Source organism: Neobacillus sp. MER 74 (assembly GCF_023714155.1).
The window spans coordinates 51,094-73,643 of the sequence record NZ_JAMAUV010000018.1 but is presented as its reverse complement, the minus strand read 5'-3'; the positions used below and the strand labels follow the sequence as shown (position 1 = coordinate 73,643).

At 41.5% G+C, this 22,550-nt stretch carries 16 protein-coding genes; 12 read left to right on the top strand and 4 right to left on the bottom strand.

The features are described from left to right. Positions 1-430: 430 nt before the first annotated feature. The 4 genes from M3610_RS21680 (at position 431) to M3610_RS21665 (ending at position 6,415) form a co-directional block, all read left to right on the top strand. Positions 431-751, top strand: a complete 321-nt coding sequence (locus M3610_RS21680) for a heterocycloanthracin/sonorensin family bacteriocin (protein WP_311315848.1) — start codon at positions 431-433, stop codon at positions 749-751. 158 nt (positions 752-909) lie between these two features. Then, positions 910-2,874: a putative thiazole-containing bacteriocin maturation protein gene (locus M3610_RS21675; protein WP_251462524.1), complete on the top strand. Its 1,965-nt coding sequence runs from the start codon at positions 910-912 to the stop codon at positions 2,872-2,874. Further along, the gene (locus tag M3610_RS21670; RefSeq protein WP_251462521.1) at positions 2,871-4,820 is read left to right on the top strand and encodes a TOMM precursor leader peptide-binding protein; all 1,950 of its coding nucleotides are present in this window, start codon (positions 2,871-2,873) and stop codon (positions 4,818-4,820) included. Before M3610_RS21675 ends, M3610_RS21670 begins: the two co-directional genes overlap by 4 nt. Positions 4,821-4,843: 23 nt before the next feature. Next, positions 4,844-6,415, top strand: coding sequence for a SagB family peptide dehydrogenase (locus M3610_RS21665; protein WP_251462518.1), 1,572 nt, complete (start codon positions 4,844-4,846; stop codon positions 6,413-6,415). A 121-nt stretch (positions 6,416-6,536) separates the two neighbouring features. Here the strand turns inward: M3610_RS21665 and M3610_RS21660 are convergent, their stop codons facing one another. The 3 genes from M3610_RS21660 to M3610_RS21650 are packed head-to-tail and all read right to left on the bottom strand — an operon-like array spanning position 6,537 to position 9,621. After that, complete coding sequence (locus tag M3610_RS21660; protein ID WP_251462515.1) at positions 6,537-7,643, bottom strand: Gfo/Idh/MocA family protein; 1,107 nt, start codon at positions 7,641-7,643, stop codon at positions 6,537-6,539. 55 nt (positions 7,644-7,698) lie between these two features. Continuing rightward, complete coding sequence (locus M3610_RS21655) at positions 7,699-8,436, bottom strand: ThuA domain-containing protein (protein ID WP_251462511.1); 738 nt, start codon at positions 8,434-8,436, stop codon at positions 7,699-7,701. A gap of 24 nt (positions 8,437-8,460) precedes the next feature. Further along, positions 8,461-9,621 (bottom strand): Gfo/Idh/MocA family protein, encoded by a 1,161-nt coding sequence (locus tag M3610_RS21650; protein ID WP_251462508.1) that lies wholly within the window; start codon positions 9,619-9,621, stop codon positions 8,461-8,463. Positions 9,622-9,954: 333 nt separating this feature from the next. On the opposite strand from M3610_RS21650, the gene M3610_RS21645 reads away from it, so the two are divergent. Then, the gene (locus M3610_RS21645; RefSeq protein ID WP_251462492.1) at positions 9,955-11,754 is read left to right on the top strand and encodes a S9 family peptidase; all 1,800 of its coding nucleotides are present in this window, start codon (positions 9,955-9,957) and stop codon (positions 11,752-11,754) included. Between the two features lie 227 nt (positions 11,755-11,981). Further along, complete coding sequence (ypfJ, locus tag M3610_RS21640; protein WP_098573158.1) at positions 11,982-12,821, top strand: KPN_02809 family neutral zinc metallopeptidase; 840 nt, start codon at positions 11,982-11,984, stop codon at positions 12,819-12,821. 66 nt (positions 12,822-12,887) lie between these two features. Here ypfJ and M3610_RS21635 read toward each other — a convergent pair whose 3' ends face one another. Then, positions 12,888-13,565 carry a cell wall hydrolase gene (locus tag M3610_RS21635; protein ID WP_251462489.1) on the bottom strand — a complete coding sequence of 226 codons (678 nt, stop codon included), beginning with the start codon at positions 13,563-13,565 and terminating at the stop codon, positions 12,888-12,890. Between the two features lie 312 nt (positions 13,566-13,877). Here M3610_RS21635 and M3610_RS21630 point away from each other — a divergent pair, with 312 nt between their 5' ends. The 6 genes from M3610_RS21630 to M3610_RS21605 all read left to right on the top strand — a co-directional run bounded on the left by M3610_RS21630 (position 13,878) and on the right by M3610_RS21605 (position 22,528). Next, positions 13,878-15,230 (top strand): amino acid permease, encoded by a 1,353-nt coding sequence (locus M3610_RS21630; protein ID WP_251462486.1) that lies wholly within the window; start codon positions 13,878-13,880, stop codon positions 15,228-15,230. A 195-nt stretch (positions 15,231-15,425) separates the two neighbouring features. Further along, a complete protein-coding gene (locus tag M3610_RS21625; RefSeq protein ID WP_251462483.1) occupies positions 15,426-16,154 on the top strand; it encodes an amino acid ABC transporter ATP-binding protein in 729 nt (242 codons plus the stop codon). A gap of 18 nt (positions 16,155-16,172) precedes the next feature. Beyond that, positions 16,173-16,979 carry a transporter substrate-binding domain-containing protein gene (locus tag M3610_RS21620; protein ID WP_251462480.1) on the top strand — a complete coding sequence of 269 codons (807 nt, stop codon included), beginning with the start codon at positions 16,173-16,175 and terminating at the stop codon, positions 16,977-16,979. Positions 16,980-17,070: 91 nt separating this feature from the next. Next, on the top strand, positions 17,071-17,709 hold the full coding sequence (locus tag M3610_RS21615; RefSeq protein ID WP_251462477.1) for an amino acid ABC transporter permease: 639 nt from the start codon (positions 17,071-17,073) through the stop codon (positions 17,707-17,709). Positions 17,710-17,721: 12 nt separating this feature from the next. Then, the gene (locus tag M3610_RS21610; RefSeq protein ID WP_251462474.1) at positions 17,722-18,384 is read left to right on the top strand and encodes an amino acid ABC transporter permease; all 663 of its coding nucleotides are present in this window, start codon (positions 17,722-17,724) and stop codon (positions 18,382-18,384) included. A 184-nt stretch (positions 18,385-18,568) separates the two neighbouring features. Beyond that, positions 18,569-22,528 (top strand): S8 family serine peptidase, encoded by a 3,960-nt coding sequence (locus tag M3610_RS21605; protein WP_251462472.1) that lies wholly within the window; start codon positions 18,569-18,571, stop codon positions 22,526-22,528. Positions 22,529-22,550: the final 22 nt, after the last annotated feature.

Here is a 22,550-nt window from a genome sequence, read left to right as displayed (position 1 = left end):
GCCCTTGTTAAAGGAACCTCAAACCATTGGTGTGTTTGTCAAGAGCGATTGCGGGTACCTCCACTACAAAAAAGAGAGAAGAAAAAAACTTCAGGTCACTTTTTCATAGAAGTTTTGACACTACCTGCTCTTTGTAGAAGTTCTAAATATTTCACTTCTCTTATGTATGAAACTAGCTCATAAAAAATGCACTGTTTGATTCAATATGGGCCATTTTGTGTGCTAGTCTCCCTGATCACAGCTTAAATCCCTCCTTTTAGCCCCCTACACCTTTAGCTTAATCAGGATTTTAAGCCAAATATTAGGAATGTCCTAATAAAATAGGCTTTTGAATCAGTAGCAATACCCAGCTAAAGGTCATATTTTGGTGAAGAGAGTACTTGAACTTTAATGTACTAACACAAATTATTTTTATTAAATAGATGGAGGTATGAAAATGAATCCCTTACAAAATGAACTCCAAATGTTGAATGTTGGCGACTTTCAAGCGAGCCAGGCGGTTCCTTTTGATCCAAACCAATACTATCTTGATCAGTCTCGAATTGGTGGTATTGGAGGTATTGGAGGTATTGGTGGCATTGGTGGTATTTTCCGCTGTTTTAGTTGTTTTAGTTGCTCTAGCTGTTTTAACTGTTTTAACTGCTTTAACTGCTCTAGTTGTTTCCGGTGCTCTAGTTGCTTTAATTGTTCACATTGCTCTAATTGTGGAGGCGGACATCGCTGCGGCGGCGGAGGTCGTTGCCACGGTTAATTGGAACCTTTTTCTAATGAAACACTGGCATTTTATTGAGGAGAGCTTTACAGAGGCTCTTCTCTATTAGTTTAGACATATGGGACAAATTGCGTTACATAGAATTATAGTAAAGTCATGATCCTGATTGGAGAAAAGTTAAGCTAAGGAGGAGCGAAATGACAAGTTTGAACCCTTCTATGCGTTTGAAAGTGAAAAGGGACACGTTTTTTCTTCCCGATTCAAACAGGGGTGTGTATTTTCGAAATAATATAAGCTCATTTCGTATGAAAGGCAGTACGATCGAGCAGTGGGTGGAAAAGCTGATCCCCATGTTCAACGGGGAGTATACCTTGGGTAATTTAACAGAAGGATTACCTGGTCCATACCGTGATCGGGTGTACGAAATTGCAGAAGTGCTGTATCGAAATGGGTTTGTCCGCGATGTAAGTCAAGACCATCCGCATCAATTGGAGGATCAGGTTCTTAAAAAGCATGCTTCACAAATAGAATTTGTGGATAGTTTTGTAAATTCGGGGGCGTACCGTTTTCAAACCTATCGACAGGCCAAAGTGTTGGCTGTTGGTTCTGGACCTTTTTTTGTTGCGTTAGTTTCTTCGTTGATTGATTCTGGATTGCCCAAGTTCAAACTGCTAATCACCGACACGGTACCGACTAATAGACGGCGGTTGTTGGAAATAGTGGCACATGCCAGTAAATCAGACCCCGAGGTGGAGGTAGAAGAGGTAAAATTAAGGGAAGATAGGGTTAGCTCTTGGCGGGAAAGTATGCAGCCATTTGATTCGATTTTGTATGTGTCGCAGGAGGGGAATCTAGAGGAACTGCGACTTATTCATACGGTTTGCAGGGAAGAAAAGAAGATGTTTCTTCCTGCTATTTGCATACAACAGACGGGTATTGCAGGTCCGTTAGTAATACCGGACTCAGAGGCATGCTGGGAGTCTGCTTGGCATCGCTTGCACAAATCTATGCTATTTAAAGAACAACAATTATCTGCCTATTCTTCGGCAGCCGGAGCCATGTTGGCCAATGTGATTGTATTTGAATTGTTTAAAGAGGTAACAGGAGTCACCGAGCCAGAACAGAAGAATCAATTCTTCCTGCTAGATCTGGATACGTTAGAAGGAAACTGGCATTCGTTTTTGCCTCATCCCTTGGTGACCGGACGAATATCGACTATTTGGGTTGAAGATTACGATAGACGACGTGAACAGGAAGTAGTCACTGGTGAGTCCAGTAAATTGCTTCTATACTTCTACCAGTTGACATCAAAAGAGACGGGGATTTTCCATCGCTGGGGGGAGGAAGAATTAGTACAGCTGCCCTTAGCACAGTGTCGTGTTCAGGCAGTTGACCCGTTGTCTGTGGGACCTGCTGAGCTGTTAAGTGATAAGGTCTGTTCAGGTCTGACACATGAAGAGGCACGAAGGGAAGCTGGTCTTGCTGGAATTGAAGCATATGTTTCACGAATAATCAATTCACGCATAACAAATCTATATTTTGATCAGATAGTAGAGGGTAAAATGGTAGATTTAGAGGAATTTATAGGAGTTGGTGCAGGGGAAACGTATGCGGAAGGTGTTTGCCGTGGGTTACAAAAGTGTTTGGTCAAAGAATTGAACATTCAACAGCGTAATCAGAAGTTATCTATCTCGCAGGTACAGTTGAGTGCTGTAGAAGATGAACGATGCCGGTTTTATTTGCAGGCACTATCTACGAATCAAAGAGAACCACTTATCGGGTTAGGGGAGGAAGTGTCCGGTTTCCCCGTAGTATATGTCCGTACGAGAGAAGGATGGTTTCGCAGCGTAGATTTGAATCTCACAATGGCGTTACGAAATGCGTTACAGCAAGCAATTAGCAAAGTACAAAACCCGGAAGGCAGCTTATCGGAGGAAGCGTTGGATGGATCGTCCTTGCATCTGGAAGAGAAGGTGTCGCAAAGTCTTGTAATCCCTGCCTGTGAAGAGAGGTTTCAATTGGAGAACTTGCAGTCCGCTTTGGATGTCTTGAAACGAAATCATAAGCAGCTTTCGGTGTTTGAACAAGAAATTGAACCATTTTTAAAAGAAGCTTTGGCTGGGGTGTTCGGTGTGTTGCTTAGAGAGGAGGAAATTAGGTGAGCGCTCCTGTTGTTTTGGTTATAGGAGAAGGAGTGGTGGCAGACAGTGTGTGCGAAGAACTTTTCTCCCATTACCATGTAGTTCGCCAAACCGAATTCGAGGCGGTTGTACCGAAACAAACTGATTTGGCTCTCGTTCTCCACGATGTGTGGAATCCTTCTGTTCATCAAAAGGCAGAAAAGATGTTTCGACGAAAAGGCACTCCCTGGCTGCGTGGCTTCGTTTCATTTGGAGAGGGAGTAGTGGGGCCGCTAGTTCGACAAGGATCATCGGGATGTTCACAGTGTGCAGACTTGAGACGCCTTATGGCTGGCAGCGACCGTACAGAAGTGTGGGGGATACAGCAGAGACTGAAGGAGTACAGAGGTGTTCAGCCTGAAGGGTGGGCATCATACACAGGACTCCGACAGCTGGCACACCAATTCAGTGCAGAGGTACAGCGGATTTTGCAGGGTGATCATCCTCTTACGGAAGGCCAGATATGTTTAATCAATTTGAAAACATTAAAGAGTTCATGGCATTCCTTTCTTCCTGACCCATTGTGTCCAGTTTGCAGCCAATTACCCGACGATGCGGAAAACATGGCACGAATCTCATTGCAGCCAAGTCCGAAGGTCAGTCCCGATAGCTACCGTTGCCGTTCGTTGGAAGATCTAAGTAAAGTGTTAGGAACAGATTATCTAGATCAACGGACGGGCCTTTTGAATGCTAAGATGGTTGACTTGGTGCGGCCATTTGCAGATGTCAGTGTTAATCTGCCTTTGTTTGAGGGGGATGAAGGAACAGCAGGCCGGACAAATTCATATGAAGTAAGCGAGCTGACGGCCATTTTAGAAGGACTGGAGCGGTACTGCGGTCTAGAGCCACGCGGGAAACGTACAGTCGTTTTTGATAGTTTCCGCAATTTGAAGAATAAGGCACTTAATCCGATAAAAGTAGGTGTGCACGCAAAGGAACAATATGAGCTCCATGGCTTTCCTTTTCAACCGTTTAATCCTGATAGACCAATGAATTGGGTATGGGGGTATTCGTTTTTGGAAGAGCGACCAATCCTTGTGCCTGAGCTGCTTGCCTATTATAGCTTGGGCTCTGGGCAGCGTGGATTTGTCTATGAAACTTCCAATGGCTGCGCGTTAGGAGGAAGTTTGGAGGAGTCCATTTTTTACGGAATTATGGAAGTGGTGGAACGTGATTCATTTCTGATGACTTGGTACGCGAAGCTGAACTTGCCGCGTCTTGACCCATCCTCTGCTGATGACCAAGAATTGAAGTTAATGATTGAACGAATTCGGGTGGTCGCAGGATATGATTTGTATTTGTACAACTCGACGATGGAGCACGGAATTCCGAGTATTTGTGCGATTGCAAAAAACAGGAAAGAAAAGGGATTGAATCTTATTTGTGCTGCTGGCGCACATCTCGACCCCGTACGTGCGGTTAAAAGTGCGGTTCATGAATTGGCTGGCATGATGCTAACCCTGGATGAGAAATTGGAGTCGAACCAAGAAAAGTATAGCCGAATGCTGCAAGATTCATCTATGGTACAGAATATGGAGGATCATGGCATGCTGTACGGTTTGCCGCAAGCAGAGGAGCGTCTGGATTTTTTACTTTCAGATACTCGTCCATTGCGAACATTTGCAGAGGAATTCAAGTGGAAGTCGGGGCATTCAGATCTTACTGACGATCTTCAGGACATTCTTCAAGTTTTTCGTCAATTAAATCTTGATGTGATTGTAGTAGACCAGACGGCACCAGAATTGAAGCGAAATGGGCTTTTTTGCGTGAAGGTTCTAATTCCGGGAATGCTGCCGATGACATTCGGACAACATCTTATTCGCATAACTGGGCTAGAGCGGGTGCTCCGTGTACCGATGGAACTCGGATATTCAAAACAACCGTTGACACTTGAACAACTAAACCCATATCCGCATCCGTTTCCATAAGCGGCGGCTAGGAGGCAATAAGGATGAGTCTAGAGGAGTTTTTGCTCAATCTACATTTTGACATTGATAAAGCAAGCGTACCTAATTGGGAGGTGGATTGGGAAGATGCGCCACTTCCTTATAAACTTTATCGTGGCTTGCCAGAAGTACCATTTTCTCTAGAGGTACCGCTGTCACTCGAGAGACAAGAATCACCCGCCAAGCCTAATCTTAGTAAAATTGGTCATTTTCTCTGGTATGTATATGGACTGAATCAAGTTAGTCAGTCAGTCTTTCCCATGGATGCCACAGCTAAAACAGCGAAACTAGTACAGTCGTATCGACGGTTTGTTCCTTCCGGCGGGGCATTATATCCCAATGAATTGTATGTATATCTTAAGATAGAGGATTTGCCTGTTGGGATGTATCATTATGATGTGGCACATCACCGCTTATTATTGTTACGAGAAGGAAATTTTGATTCATATATAGACCGCGCTCTTGGTAATCGATGTGAGATATCTGCCTGCTTTGGGACTGTATTTGTGTCGACTATGTTTTGGAAAAATTACTTTAAATACAATAACTTTTCTTACCGGCTGCAAGGGCTGGATGCCGGCGTGTTGATAGGACAGCTCCTGGAGGTAGCGAAACGTTTTGGCTTTGCAACGGGGGTTTATTTCCAGTTTCTTGATCGGGCCATTAATCATCTTGTTGGGCTTTTCGAACAAGAGGAGAGTGTTTATGCAGTTATTCCGCTTTCCGTAGAACCAACCCGCTGGTCTACTAACGGGAGTAAAATTGACGTCACTGCGGCCCAATTGTGTCAAGAGTTAACAGCGATTCAGCCTTATCATTATGTCCGGTCAAAGAGAATTAAAGAGTATCCGATCGTAACAAAGATGAATGAAGCGTCCATGCTGGATTCAACGCAAGCGTTTCGACTGTTTGAGGAAAAAGAAAGTATAGATTCGGACGATGAAGCGGAAACTCTGCCTCACATGAATCGGTTATCTTATGATCTGCGGTCGGTTTGTCTCGAGCGATTTTCACCAGATATGGATTTTGTCTTGGGAAGGGTAAGTAAACTTCAACTAACCACACTATTGCAGGAATCGACCGCGTCCTTCTCGTATCGGAATGATTTGGATGGAGCAGATTGGAAGAACGAGCCTCGTGTTTCCTTGTATGGATGTTTATATAACGTTGAAGGTATTCCAAATGGAGCCTATTATTATGACAGACTTGCTCATGCGTTACGACAAGTACATCTGGGAGATTTTCGACTCCAGTTGCAATCTAGAATGTCGCTAGATAACGTAAATTTGCTACAAGTACCGCTCTGTCTTCATGTGGCAGGGGACAGGGAATCATTTAGAAAGGCACTGGGATACAGAGGATACCGCATTCAACAAATGGAAGCTGGTATGCTCGTGCAACGATTACTGTTAACGGCGTCAGCCCTCGGAATGGGAGGGCATCCACTCCTCGGGTTTGATGCAAACTTGAGTGATCAGATTTACAAAATGGAACCACAGGGAATAACCAGTCTCATCCAAATTCCAATTGGTCCATATCGACAACGTCCATGGTTAAAAGGAAGCTTGCATAGTTAGGATTAATAGGTTCAATTTGTCCCATACAAAAATACCTGATCACAAAGAATAGAAAAGAGTCTCCCCATTCAAAAGGAGACTCTTATTTTTCGAAAAAGAATTATATAAGGGAGTAAAGGAATCAGAATGATTCCTCTGCAAACTGTAATACCTTTGACTCGGATTCAGGTCTGGCACAGGTGCTTTCCATGATATAATGTGTTCCCTTTTCCGATGATTCAAGCAGTCCGTGCATCGCTTCTAAAACATGGTACGCTAATTCGCCGTTTGCTCGATAATTACCGCCTTCAAGGATCGCTTTTGCAATATCAGAGACACCAAGCCCTCTGCTGTTTTGGGCAAATCCATAAGACAGCGGGACCTCCGAAAATTCTTTTTCGTCACTTTTTCTTATACGAACAGGGCCCCCAAACGTATTTGGATCAGGAACAAGAATCGTACCTTGACTTCCATAGATTTCGATAGGCGGCAGGGATGTTCCTCCAAAGGCATCAAAGCTTGTTGTTATCGTTCCGATGACACCTGAGGCAAAATCCATTACACCTGATAGATGTGTAGGGGTAGAGACGACAATCTTCGTTCCTTCTTTAGGTTTACTCCTAACCGTTCGTTCTGGATAACTAATACGAGCAGAACCGGAAATTCGTTTGATTGGACCTAATAGAGCGACTAAAGCTGTTAAATAATAGGGTCCCATATCAAACATTGGTCCACCGCCGATATCGTAGTAGAAGGCAGGATCAGGATGCCAATGTTCATGTCCGCTGCAAATCATGAAGGCCGAAGCACCAACAGGGACACCAATTTCACCTTGTTCAATTAAATGAATCGCTGTTTGAATACCAGCACCTAAGAAAGTGTCTGGTGCACTTCCGACAAGTAGGTTTTTCCTTTTAGCTGCTTCTAACATTTGTTTACCTTCTTCGCAAGTGATCGCAAGTGGTTTTTCTGAATAGACATGCTTTCCTGCTTCAAGGGCTTGGAGGGAAACAGACGCATGCGCTTTTGGTATTGTTAAATTAATGACGAGTTCAATCCCTGGATCAGAAAGCAGCTCTTCGACGGAACATGCTTTTGGAATACCAAATTTTCCAGCTTGAGCTTGGGCACATTTTTCATCTAGGTCTGCACAGGCAACAAGTTCAAGGTGCGGGAACTTCGGACAATTTTCCATATAAATAGAACTAATATTTCCGCATCCAATGATACCGATTTTAAGCTTTTTCACGATTAGGTCCTCCATTTTAATCATTTTGGTCTCCGAAAGTTCAAGTGGCTGCTTATTACTGGCTGTCGCCCATTCCTGTGTACATCCCTGCATTACCATAAATTGAGGTTGGACCTAATTCTTCCGATCGTTTCTTTCCTTTAGCAGCCCACAGAAATCCTCGCCGCATAATAAGGGAAACCTCTGGCATGGCGATAATGTTCGCTTGGTGGCCTAATGAACTATAGAATACATTTCCTTGGCCCCAGTGTTTTGTCCAAACCACAGGCATTTCAACTGGTTTATTGGCAGCATGAGGACCATTAACAATAGGGAAGCGAGTAGTAGCTAACACTTCCACAGCAGGATCATAATGAAGGTAATATTGCTCGCTGACAACTTTAAAATCAGCCATCCCCTCAAAGAGCGGACTGGTCGAATGTTTGATATTTACCATGTATTCCACACCGTCATTTCCAGGATGAGCGACCCAATTTCCGCCGGTCATAAATTGCCAGTCTACATTATTACGGAAAGAATCACACATCCCTCCGTGGCATCCCGCTAACCCCACACCTTGAATAACAGCTTCGGATATATTTTGAACAAACTTTTGTTCAATAGTACCCATCGTCCAGTGGGGGATGATTAAATCCAGGTTTTTTAGCTTTTCAGAATCTCCATAAGTCTCAAGTGTATTGGAAACCTCTACCTCAAAGTTTTCTTCCTCAAGGATGCCTTTAAAAATTTCTGCCACTTGCTCTGGTTGATGGCCATCCCATCCGCCCCATACAATCAATGCCTTTTTCTTCATGATGGAAGCACTCCCTTTCGATTTTTAGACGTCAGAAATACGGATCCATTGGCGTTTTTCGATTGACAAATCAACCGCTTCCAAAACTTCTTGACATTTGACGCCATCTCGGAAATTTGGAACCGGCTGCCGATCTTCACGGATAGCCTCCATTAACTCAACCATTTCATGAATAAACGTATGTTCATAACCAATCGTATGACCTGGAGGCCACCAGTTCTGCGCATAAGCGTGGGAAGGGTCTGTCGCTAATACCCGGCGGAAGCCTTGAACATCATCTCTATCATCCGTGAAATAGACCTGAAGCTCATTCATGCGTTCAAAGTCGAAGATGACACTGCCTTTACTGCCGTTAATTTCAAAGGAATTCTTGCAGCGATGTCCAGTGGCAAATCGTGTAGCTTCAAAGCTTCCTAAAGCACCGTTTGCGAACCGTGCTAGGAATAGAGTTGCATCATCAACTGTGACCGCGCCTTTTTCAGCACTCTCGCTTCCCTTCGCAGATAAGCCAGTCATCTGAGCAGGAAGTGGTCTTTCCTTGATAAACGTATCATTCATTCCAATGACCTCGTTCATATCACCAATGAGGTAGTGTGCCAGGTCGATCAGATGGGCTCCAAGATCTCCATGAGAACCTGAACCGGCGATATCTTTCTGAAGTCTCCAGGCGAGCGGGAAGTTGGGGTCAACCAGCCAATCTTGCAAAAACCAAGCGCGGAAATGATAGATTTCTCCTAACTTCCCTTCGTCAAGAAGCTTTTTAGCCAGCATGACAGCAGGGGCAAAGCGGTAATTAAAGCCAACCATATGTTTAACCCCAGCGGCCTCAACGACTTCAAGCATTTCTCTAGAATCCTTAAGTGTAAGCGCTAACGGTTTTTCACAAAAAACATGTTTGCCTGCTTGGGCAGCAGCAATCGTTATTTCTTTATGTACATCACTTGGTGCATTGATATCGATTAAATTGATATCATCTCTTTGTAAAAGACTTTTCCAATCAGTTGTATATTCCTCCCAACCGAATTGCTTTGCTGCTACAGCAACAGCCTGTTGGTCACGACCACAAATCACTTTCATTTCAGGATGAGTCGTATTTGGAAAGAAAAGGGGAAGATCCCGGTATGCATGACTGTGGGCCTTACCCATAAATTTGTAACCGACCATTCCGATTTTAATTGTTTCCATAGTTAATCTCCCTTCTTATGTAAGCAGTTGTGAAGAGGCCCGTTCAATATAGGTAACCGCGTTCATTCTCTCTATTTTTCAAACAATTGTCAATATTAAAATTATTAAATTTTCTACTTTGAGTTTATTTTTCATGGTCAATTTTTTAGTCACTTATTATTCAATAGGAACTCTGAATAATATGAATGGGTTGTAAATATAATTGATTGGATAGATTGACGAAAAATTAAGTGATCCTTCGAATGGATAAATTCATTTATGAATCCTTCACATGACTCTTTTTCATATTCACCAGAGTGTTTCAAAAATGAATGAATTGGATGGGGGATGTTTATGGTGACCATTGATATAGAGCCGTATTTGCATGTTCGTTTTGCCAACAATCCAGTATATGCACCAACTGGACACAAGCTTAGTTTCATTGCGGATTATACTGGTTTGCCGCAAGTGTGGGAATTGAATCTAGGGGAAGGGAGTGATGGATGGCCTGTCCAAACTTCCTTTACAAAAGAAAGAATCACTTTTATCAGCTATCTAAATGGAAAATCAAATTTGATTATTGGAATGGATGTTGGCGGAAATGAAAATCAGCAATTGTACTTACTTAAGGAAGAAGGAAAACTAATTGAACTGACAAACTCACCAGACCATATCCACCGTTTTGGCGGAAGCTCTCCCGATGGAAAATGGATTGCCTGGTCGAGTAACCGCCGGAATCCAGCTTTTTTTGATATCTATCTTCAAAATTTGGAATCGAAGGATATTCGTCTTTTGAATGCTGGAAATGGGGTATTTTCAGCAGTGAAATGGTCTCCGGACGGTCATTCCATTTTGATTCAGAAGCTAAATTCCCCTTTAGATAATGATTTAGGTATCATCGACCTTTCAACGGGGGATATCAATTGGTTAACAGAACATACAGGGGAAGCTAGTTTTAGAGACGCCCATTTTAATAAGGATGGGGACCATCTGTATGTATTATCGAATAAAGACAAAAAATTCTATGGGCTGGCTCTTATCAATTTAAAAACCAAACAACTCGAATGGCTAGAGCAGGGAATGTGGGATTTTGAGGATTTGACTATGAATAAGGATAAAAATTTGTTAGCTTATTCGATAAATGAGGGAGGAACTTCCAGAGGGGTACTTTTAGACATAAACCGAAGTTACCTGTATACGTGGAAAACTCCAATCGGAGTCATTACAAATCTGAAATTTTCCCCTGATAGCCAAAAACTTGCCTATGTGTTTAAGGGAGCGGCAAATCCCTCAGATATATGGGAACTTGACTTAAAGACTATTCAGGCGGAGAGGCTTACATATGTTTCCCGTTCACCTGTACTGGAACATAAATTAGTGGAGCCGGAACTTATCTCTTTTCGCTCTTTTGATAACCTCGAAGTTCCTGCCTTTTTTTCTAGGCCGAAAGATTCCACAGAAAAGCCCCCAGTTGTTATTTATATCCATGGCGGGCCGGAGAGTCAAGCTCGTGCAGTATACAATCCTATTCAGCAGTATTTACTAAACCAGGGTTATGCCGTGTGTACACCAAACATTCGGGGAAGTACAGGTTATGGAAAAAGGTATACACATTTGGATGATGTTCGAAAAAGAATGGACGCTGTTAAGGATCTCCTTTTTTTAGTGGAATGGCTAAGGGTACATGGGAATATAGATTCTAAAAAAATCGCAATCATGGGTGGAAGCTATGGCGGGTTTATGGTGCTTGCTGCCATCAGTCACTATCCACATCTTTGGGCAGCTGCTATTGATATTGTGGGGATGTCCAGCCTAAGAACGTTCCTTCAAACAACCAGTCCATGGCGAAAGAAGCATAGGGAGAGTGAATATGGAACAATAGAAAGCGACGGAGAATTTTTTGATCAGATTGATCCATTGAATTTTTCAGATCGAATTACCACTCCATTATTAGTTATTCACGGGAAAGGCGATCCGCGAGTCCATATAAAAGAATCTGAGCAAATAGTTGATAAACTTAAGAAACGAAATCACGCTGTTGACTTTATTCGCTTCGAAGACGAAGGGCATACCATCATAAAACAAAAAAATAAGATTACTGCCTATAAGGAAATGGTAAGGTTTCTTGATCGTTATATTGGTAATGGATCCTAACTATAAGAAATAAATGGCCAAACTGCGTTAGATCAGTACTGAAAATTCGGCAAACAACTAGTTAAAATGGAAGTGAAATAGGTGAGAGACAAAACGGCTCCCGTAATTCGGGGGCCGTTTTGTATTTACAGGGCTGTTTAGTAAACAATTTCCAAAAAGTATCTGATTTTAATCTTCGATATTGTGGGTATAACAAAGTTAATTGGCTTTTTAAAGGAGGCAAAAAAATGAAATGGAAAGGAAGACGGCAAAGTTCAAACGTTGAGGATCGAAGAGGAATGGGAATGGGTGGCAAGACTGTGATAGGAGGCGGGATCGGCAGTATAATAATCGTTCTTCTCTTTACACTGCTTGGAGGGAATCCAGGAGATCTTTTAGGCAGCAATCAAGCTTCTGATACGGGTTCACAAGCTCCTGCACCTTATCAAGAGTCTGCTGGGGAGAAGGAATTAGCGGACTTTGTTTCTGTCGTTCTTGCTGATACAGAGGATGTGTGGTCAGATGAATTCAAGAAGAAAGGGCTGCAATACGAGAATCCTAAGCTTGTTTTGTATACCGGCAGTGTCCAGTCTGCCTGTGGATCAGCTAGTTCAGCGGTAGGACCATTTTATTGTCCTGGCGACCACAAACTGTACATTGACTTAAGTTTTTATCAGGAACTGAAACAAAAATTCCAGGCGCCTGGGGACTTTGCGATGGCGTACGTCATTGCCCATGAAGTAGGCCACCATGTCCAGACCCTCTTGCATTCAGGAGATCAAGCTTCACAGGCACGGAAGCGTTCTAATGAGTACTCGGTTCGATTTGAATTGCAAGCTGATTACTTGGCGGGGGTATGGGCACACTACGCGCAAGGGAAAGGCTACTTAGAAAAAGGCGACCTTGAAGAGGCAGTGAATGCAGCAAGTGCTGTGGGTGATGATAATATCCAGAAAAAATCGCAGGGCTATGTGGTGCCGGAAAGCTTTACACACGGAACTTCTGAGCAAAGAAAACGCTGGTTCACTAAAGGCTTCAAAAATGGAACCATCGAGGGTGGAGATACCTTTAATGCAGCAAACCTTTAAATAGCGTCAACCGTGTGTTCCATTTTTTATAAGCAAAAAAGCCGTCATTCAACGGCTTTTTAAACTTTATTTTGCAAAAACATGATCACCGATCGTTTTTACAACTGTACGCGTACGAATCCATTGATCTTCTGCAATTTCTGGGTTATAGAAATAGACGGAATTATTTAATCGGTTTTTTCTTGTTAATGCTTTTTCTACGGCTCGTTTCGATTCATCTGAGGCTGGCTTATTAATTTCACCATTTTGAACTGGTGAAAAGGCATAGGTACCCCCGACGACTTGATTAATGACACCTGTAACTGTATCTGGGAAATCAGGAGAATCAACTCGGTTTAAAACGACAGTCGCAACGGCTACTTTTCCTTCAAAGGATTCACCTTTTGCTTCAGCATTTACTAATCGGGCAAATAAGTCTTTCTCTTTATTAGAAAGGGTAACGGCTGGCTTCTCTTTTTCTTTTTTTGGCGTTTTTTTATCAGGTTTGGATGCCTTTTTTCCTGCTGCTTTTGGGTGAATAGGATTTTCCAATTTTTTCTCTAGATCCACCCAATTTTCATTACGATTATTCTCTTGTTCTATATTAATTGTATTTAATCCATTTTCTTTACCAAGTTCATAGGGGTTAACCTCTTTTACAAGTGGAGATTGTGTAATTGCCTCTGCCGTATTATGTTGTAGCGTTATAATTGCAAATGTAGCTACACAAGCTACAATTAACTTCTTCATGGAATTGTTTTTCATGTTGCTACCTCCTGTAAATTCGTATGTACATACTTTAGCATGTGCTAGTACACGAATTACAGAACACCTCTGTTACATTTCATTATAGTTTGTTGAACAACATTACAGGTAAAATTGATTTATGACAAATTTCCTGTATTAATGACATATTCAAGCCAATTTTACGAAATAGAGGAATATTTTACTGAGGGTTTGTTGAAATAATAACGGAAAAGAAATAATAATTTGATTTATATGAATATTCTTTCATGTGGAAAGGGTAATCCAACTTAGTTATTCTAAAAGAATAATTAAGAAGGGTGGATACATAGTGTGGGCAAAAATCACGAAGGTGAAAAATTACAAAGAGGTTTAGACAATCGGCATATCCAATTAATCGCACTAGGAGGGGCCATTGGTGTAGGTTTATTCTACGGTTCAAGTGCTACGATTCAGATGGCTGGACCATCCATTTTAATCTCCTACTTAATTGGTGGTTTAGTTATTTTTACTATAATGAGAGCATTGGGCGAAATGGCTGTTGATGAGCCAGTGTCCGGTTCATTTAGTTCTTACGCGAATCGTTATTTAGGCCCATTTGCGGGTTACTTAACAGGTTGGACCTATTGGTTTATGTGGGTTGTCGTCGGAATGGCAGAAATTACAGTGGTCGGTGTGTATGTAAATTACTGGTTTCCGGATATTCCACAATGGGTGACTGCATTGGCTACACTAATGGTTATTACGATGATAAACCTAACTAGTGTAAAAGCTTTTGGAGAGTTTGAATTCTGGTTCGCGCTGATCAAAGTGGTGGCTATTATTGGAATGATTGTGGTTGGATTAGGAATGATCCTCCTAGGTATCGGTAACGGAGGCCAGCCAATCGGTTTTACTAATCTATGGGCACATGGTGGATTTATGCCAAATGGAATGAATGGTATTTTAATGTCATTGGTTCTAGTTATGTTTTCATTTGGCGGGGTGGAACTGGTCGGTATAACGGCAGGGGAAGCGAAAAATCCTCGAAAATCAATTCCATCTGCCATCAACAATGTAGTTTGGAGGATTTTAATTTTTTATATTGCTGCATTAGGAATCATGATGAGTTTATATCCTTGGAATGAAGTGGGAACCAATGGCAGCCCATTTGTATTGATTTTTGATAAAGTTGGAATTCCTGGAGCAGCTCATATCATCAATTTTGTTGTGTTAACTGCAGCATTGTCTGCTTTTAATAGTGGCCTTTTCAGTACAGGCAGAATGCTTTACAATTTATCCCTTCAAAATAATGGCCCGAAATATTTTGGAAAGCTAAATAAGCATTCTACACCAAGACGTGGAATCCTGTTTTCATCTTTATTTTTACTGGTGGCCGTATTTTTAAATTATATTGTTCCGGAAAAAGTATTTATGTATATTTCTTCTGTAGCAACCGTTGCGGTTATAACGAGCTGGACCATTATATTGGTCACACAAATTAAGTACAGACAATCAAAAACAAAAGAAGAAGTAAAAAAACTAGCATTTAAAATGCCGTTATTTCCAGTTTCATCCTATCTAGCCCTTGCTTTCCTAGCAGTAGTCGTCGTTTTAATGGCCTTTATAGAAGAAATGCGAGTCGCATTAATAGTAGCACCAGTTTGGTTTATAGTCCTATATGTCGGTTACCGTTTTAAAAAGTAGTAGTGTCAGTAAAGGTGTCAGGCACCATGTGAATTTTTTTCACATGGTGCCTGACACCTTTTTTACTTTATCCACCTTTTTTACTATCTCTAAAACAAGACTATGGTCGCGGTTTGAAGTGGACAAGGTTTGAATAACATGTAAGTAATCCTGAAAATTGCCATATTTATTTCGTTTTAGTTGAGGAGGTCAAGAATGATCGAATTTAAGCAGGTAAATAAGTTTTATGGGGATTTTCATGTTTTAAAAGATATTAACCTCACAATCTATCAAGGTGAGGTTGTCGTCGTAATCGGGCCTTCCGGTTCAGGAAAAAGCACCTTGCTCCGGTGCATTAATCAACTCGAGACAATTTCGGCAGGGACACTCACTGTTAATGGAATATCCGTTGGAGAGAAAAAATCAGATATCAATCAATTAAGACGGAATATTGGCATGGTTTTTCAGCACTTTTATTTATATCCGCACAAAACGGTTCTGAAAAATATCACACTTGCTCCAATGAAAGTGCTGGGCAAATCCGAAGAAGAAGCGACAGATACCGCCAGACATTACCTTAATAAGGTAGGGATATTGGATAAGGCGAATGCGTATCCTTCTCAACTTTCCGGAGGTCAGCAGCAGCGAGTAGCTATCGCTCGCGGCCTCGCCATGAACCCGGAAATTATGCTTTTCGATGAACCCACCTCTGCACTGGACCCCGAAATGATTGGGGAAGTCCTCGATGTGATGAAAGCCCTCGCCAAGGAAGGCATGACGATGGTGGTGGTCACCCATGAAATGGGCTTTGCCAGGGAGGTGGCCGACCGAATCGTCTTTATGGATGAGGGGCGGATTTTGGAAGAAGCAGTTCCGGCTGAATTTTATGCAAACCCGCGTGAAGAACGGGCGCGTCTATTTCTCAGCCGTATCTTAAATCATTAATTGGAGGTAAGAGGAAAAATGTTTAAAACAAAAAATTTCATGAAAATGGCGTTAGTAACCACAATGGCTGCCTTGTATCTCGCCGGCTGCGGCGGGGACAAGGACTCTAAAGGGAGCAGCAAGGATGTCCTTGCTCAGATTAAAGAAGAGAAAAAGATTGTCTTTGGTGTTAAAAATGACACTCGTTTGTTTGGCTTAAAAAATCCATCAACTGGTGAGGTCGAAGGGTTTGATATTGATCTATCTAAAGCCCTCGCCGAAGAAATGTTTGGCAAAGATGTGAAGCCTGAGTACGTCGAAGTAACATCGAAAACTAGGGTCGGACTTCTGAATAATGGAAAGGTGGATGCGGTTGTTGCTACGATGACCATCACGGAGGAACGGAAGAAAGAAGTGGATTTCACCGATGTCTATTTTGATGCCGGACAATCCTTGCTGGTGAAAAAAGGAAGTAAGATCCATAGCATCAAAGACTTAAAGAAAGGAACCAAGGTGCTTGCGGTGAAAGGGTCGACCTCGACGATCAATATTCGTGAAAAAGCTCCTGAAACAACGGTCCTTGAATTCGAAAACTATGCGGAAGCTTTTACCGCCCTAAAGGCTGGTAAAGGGGATGCCCTGACAACGGATGATGCCATCCTTTATGGTATGGCCGAAGAAGATCCGTCATATGGGCTAGTTGGAGGAACGTTTACAGAGGAGCCATACGGAATCGCTGTGAAAAAAGGTAATAAAGCACTTGTCGATGAATTGAATAAAGCCTTGAAAAGTCTAAAAGATTCAGGCAAGTACGATGAAATTAAGAATAAATGGATTAAAAATTAAACCATATATACACAGTTTCTCTTCAGGATGGGTAGCAGCCTGCTTTCAAGAGTATGGTCCTCCTCATCCTGTTTTATGAGGAGGTGAACATTTGCTGGATTTCTCGATACTAACCGATAATCTTGATGCATTTTTACAAGGATTAAAAATAACGATTATCTCGAGCCTAATCGCCCTACTATCCAGTTTCATTGGGGGGACATTGATCGCTGTCCTGCGCATGGCTCCAGTCAAACCCCTTAACTGGCTGGGCACGGCCTATGTTGAATTTATCCGTAATATCCCTGTGCTGGTGATTATCTTTTTCACTTATTTGGCTGGAAACTTTGGAGGGATGACTGCTGGAACGATCGGTCTGACGATTTATACGGCTGCTTTCATTGCAGAAGCGATCCGTGCTGGAATTATGTCAGTCCCAAAAGGACAAATGGAAGCCGCCCGCTCGACAGGATTGAGTTATGGCCAGGCAATGAGACTGGTGGTTCTTCCTCAAGCTATTAAAATCGTCATCCCTTCACTTGGCAATCAATTTATCAATCTAGTGAAAAATTCATCCTTATTAGCCGTTGTCGCAGGAGGAGATTTAATGTATCAAGGGGATCTAATTTCGGCAAAGACATACGTCACCTTTGATACCTATATTCTTGTTGCTTTCTTTTATTTAATTTTAACAATCCCCTTAAGTCTTGGTGTAGGATTTTTAGAAAAACGCATGGCTCGAAGTCATTAAGGAGGTGCAGAGTTGGAATTTCTAGCACCGTTCGTTGAAGTATATACCCTGGACCATTTTAAATTTTTACTCGAGGGATTTGCGGTCACTCTAAAGGTTGCAGCCATTTCCATAGTGCTCAGCTTTGTGATTGGCGGTCTCATTGGGACGTTAAGATATGCGCGGATTCCCGTGGTTTCTAAATTATTGGCTCTAGTTGTCGAGACCATTCGGAACCTGCCGTTGCTGCTCATTATTTTCTTTACCTATTTCGCTTTGCCGGAAATTGGACTTGAAATGGAGATATCGACGGCAGCCATTGCTTCTTTGACTGTTTTTGAATCTGCGATGATATCAGAAATTATCCGAGGCGGCTTAAATTCGATTGAAAAAGGCCAGATTGAAGCAGGACGGGCATCTGGATTGACGTACATCCAGACATTACGGTACATCATCCTGCCGCAGGCGCTGAGAAGGATGGTTCCACCCATCGTAAGTCAATTTATTTCACTGCTCAAAGATACATCGTTAGCTGTCGTCATTGCCTTGCCGGATTTATTACACAACGGACAAATCATATACGCGCAAAAGGGCTCGTATGTGATACCTGTTTTTATCATCATGGCGCTCATGTACTTTATTGTGAATTACGCCTTGTCACTAGTCGCTAGAAAGTTAGAATTAAAGCAATCGTAAGCGATTCGGCTCAGTAATGGGGCCGGATTTTTATTATTTAAAAATAATACTATAGTACTATTTTCGACATATTAGCAAGAAATTTGTCGTATGAAATATATACTATATATTGATAGGAAAATATTGTATAATTCTTCTAGTATAGATAATATTTTCTATAAATCTAGTAAGAAGAGGTGCATGAATGAAGAAAAAAACACTTATATCTTTACCGGTATCTGCCTTTTTGTTAGCATCAACCATCTTCGCAGGAACAGGGCATGTGGCAGCGCAAACAGGACCAACAAAGGTCATAACGGGTGATAATCAGATTAACTCTAGTAAAATGCTCAGAAAAAGCCAAATGAAGAAAGTAGAGACAAAGAACAACAAAGCTTCTATTAGCCAGAAGACACAGAGTAAACTAGTAACAGAGATTAAGAGGAAATTGCAAAAGGAAGATTCACAGAGTAAAAATAAATACGAATCTGGCGAGTTAATTATTAAATATAAGAAAAAAGTGACTAGTGGGGAAATCAGTACACTTCAAAAGAAGTTTTCACTAAAATCAACGAAAAAATTTAAATCTCTAAATGCAGAGGTTGTAAAAATCCCTGCTGGTCAGAGTACGAATGAATACATAAATACTCTAAAAAAAGATTCAACGGTTGAATCCGTACAACCAAACTACAAATATTATCCTTCTGACATCAATAACGCTCCTAACTATTATGATCAATTATGGGGCTTGGAGAATTCTGGACAGCCTATAAAAGAGATAAATGGATTAAAAGATATAGATGTAGATGCACCTGAAGGATGGAACAAATTTGGTTCATCCCTACCAGAAGTGGTGGTCGGTGTCATTGATACGGGCGTGGATATCAATCACCCTGACTTAGCAGGGGAAATTTGGACAAACACAAAAGAGTTAAATGGTGCACCAAATGTAGACGATGACCACAATGGTTATATTGACGATATCCATGGGTGGGATTTTTATAATGATGATAACACGGTCTATGATCCACTTGATGGGGATGAACACGGCACACATGTCTCCGGGACGATTGCTGCTGCTCTAGAGGGAACAGACCCTAAAACTACTAATAAAGGAGTTGTGGGTGTCGCTCCAAACGTGAGAATCTTACCGATAAAATTTTTAGGTCCTGATGGGGGAACAACAGCGGATGCCATCGAGGCCATTGCCTATGCGAAAACGATGGGCGTAAAAATAACCAATAACAGCTGGGGCGGGGAAGAATACGACCCATTACTCGAAGAAGCCATCGCAAATAGCGGTACTTTATTTGTCGCCGCTGCAGGGAATGATGGATTGGATAATGATGAGGGTGGAGCATATCCTGCAAGCTTTGAAAGTGCAAATATATTATCGGTTGCTGCAGTCGATAACAAGGGAATCCTAGCTCCCTTCTCCAATTATGGCTACGAATCTGTGGATGTGGCTGCACCTGGCGTGGACATTTTAAGTACAGTCCCTAAATTCCCATTGGATGAACTGACAAAAGCATTGAATATTACTCAGCCAGGCGCATCAGCACAAGTCGCCGGGGACAACTATAAGGCGATCTTTGATGGAATCGGGTACGAAAAAATTTCCGAGGCACAAAGACAAGAAGCTTTTGACAAGGCCTTAAGTTATTTAGAATTGGGGGATTCGTCTAGTAAGATTCTTCTTGTCCAAGATGATGAAAGTGATCTGGCAGACATATTTAAGGACGAGCCTGAACTTCGCGCCTTATTTAAAAACTATTTGCCTATTTATCAAAAACTAACGGCTAATCATACTTCAGTCCAAACGGTTAAGGTTAGTTCTAATTCTTCTCTATCTGATAACCTGAACAGTAGTGACTTATCTGCCTATGATGGGGTCATTTGGTTTACAGGAAACGGTCTAGGTTTCTTCTCTGAGGATGGAACCACCTTAACACCCAAAGATACCGATCTGTTAAAAACATACCTATCTGGTGGCGGGAAATTGCTATTAACTGGACAGAATGCACTTTCTGGTCAAGAGAAATCCCCATTCGTTAAGGATTATTTGCATTTAAATGTTTTTGCGGATATAGGACCAGGTTTGGATGTTGAAGGTTTATCTGGTGGTATCTATGAAAATAGTAAATATGATGTGGATAGATTTGATACGCCTTACTACTTTGCTGATTTTGTTACTTCCAATGATCTAAATAAAACAATCATCAACACGAAATATGTTTCTGATTATACACAGGCATATGATTACTATAGCGGAACGTCTATGGCCGCGCCTCATACAACTGGCACCGCGGCTATGCTACTTGGATTACGTCCAAGCATGTCACCAGAAATGTTAAAGCTGTATACTAGTACAAAAGGAAAGAACCAAAATGCACTAAAAGGATTTGTGAAAAGTGGGAAACTTGTAAGTACTGTGAATCTTGATCACTTTGATGATAGTGAAACTCCAGGAATTCCGTTGGAAAAAAGCGTTACAAACGACACCCTGAATGCGGTAACAGATAAAAACGATGTGTTCGCATTGTCCTTAAAAGAAGGGGAGGCACTTTCGCTCTCTCTAAATAGCAAAACAGGTACCGATTTTGATTTATATGTGTACGATGAATCAGCCATGAGTATAAATAATACGAATGGAATGGTTGCCTTCTCAGAGAATGTAAATACATCCAATGAATCAATTAAATTTACTGCACCTAAAACAGGAATTTATTTTGTTAATGTTTACGCCTACAAAGGTGCAGGAGACTATAAGTTATACACTGGTAATTTTGGAGGATCATATGAAGATGATTCAAACTCCATGACTTTCTTGGGGGAATGGATGCCTGTATTTAACCCAGAATATTCAGGGGAATCGGCAATGGCTCTAAATACAAAAGGGGAAGTTAACTTCTCTTTTGTGGGATACAGCTTTGAGTGGCAAGGATTTAAAGATCCAACACAAGGGATTGCCGATATTTATATAGACGGTACAAAAATTGCCTCTCCATCGCTTTATGCAAGTGCGTTTAAAGCAAAACAATCAATCTATAAAAAAGACTTTTTATCCTATGGCAGACACACGGTAAAAATTGTCTGGACCGGAAAAAGCGATCCTGCTTCAAGAAAAAGTGCTTCCGGGATTAATCTAGATAAGTTAATCGTGAGTAGTAATCCTGTTACCTTACAAGCGTCGTATGATAGGAACAAGAAAGCTCCTGTTATTTCATGGGGTGCTGTAAAATGGGCCCAATCCTACAGCATTTATCGCAAGGAGACCTCACAAGCAGACTACGTACAAATTGCAAAGTCTGTAGCTGGAGCAAGTTTTACGGATACCACTGCAATGCCAAGAAAATCCTATAACTACGCGGTAGTCATTAATACAAATGATAAAATGGAAACTCCTTTTTCACCGGCTATCTCTTACGTTTACGATGATGATATCAAAGGAAGTTTACCAATGGCAGGTTCCGTAAAAGGAAGTTTAAATACGGTAACTAAAGATGTTAATGATGTTTGGTCCAAACGATTAGATCAGGGAAAAACCTATGAAATTACTTTAACGGGACCTTCAGGGACCAATTTTGACCTTTCGTTATTCAATATAGGCACATCTACTATTTATGGTACATCTGCCTTGAAAAAATCAAATGGTACTGCATCCGTTGAAAAAATCGTATTTAAACCAACGAAATCAGGACTGTATTATATCGTCCCCGCTGCTATAAAAGGGTCCGGTCAATATAGCATAACTGTTTCGGTTCAAACAACGAAATCAATTGAAAATACAGTTTCTACTATTAAATATTCAGGTTCTTGGATTAAACCGAAGTATACGAAAGCTTCCGGAGGCACGATTCATCAAACAAAGGGGAATTCTGGATCACTTGAATACTCATTTACTGGAACTGGAATTGCACTTTATGCGTTAAAATATAAGAATATGGGAAAAGCTGATATTTACATTGACGGTGTAAAAGTAAAGCGAATCGACCTGTACTCTACAAGCCACAAGTACAAAGCGAAAGTTTTTGAGAAGCAAAATCTTGCCAATAAAGCACATAAAATAAAAATTGTAGCAACGGGCAAAAAGACTAAAGCTGCAAAAAGTGCATATATTAATGTTGATGTATTTAAAGTCACACAGTTTACACCCCTTAAATAATTGAAACAATCCGGCTCAGAAT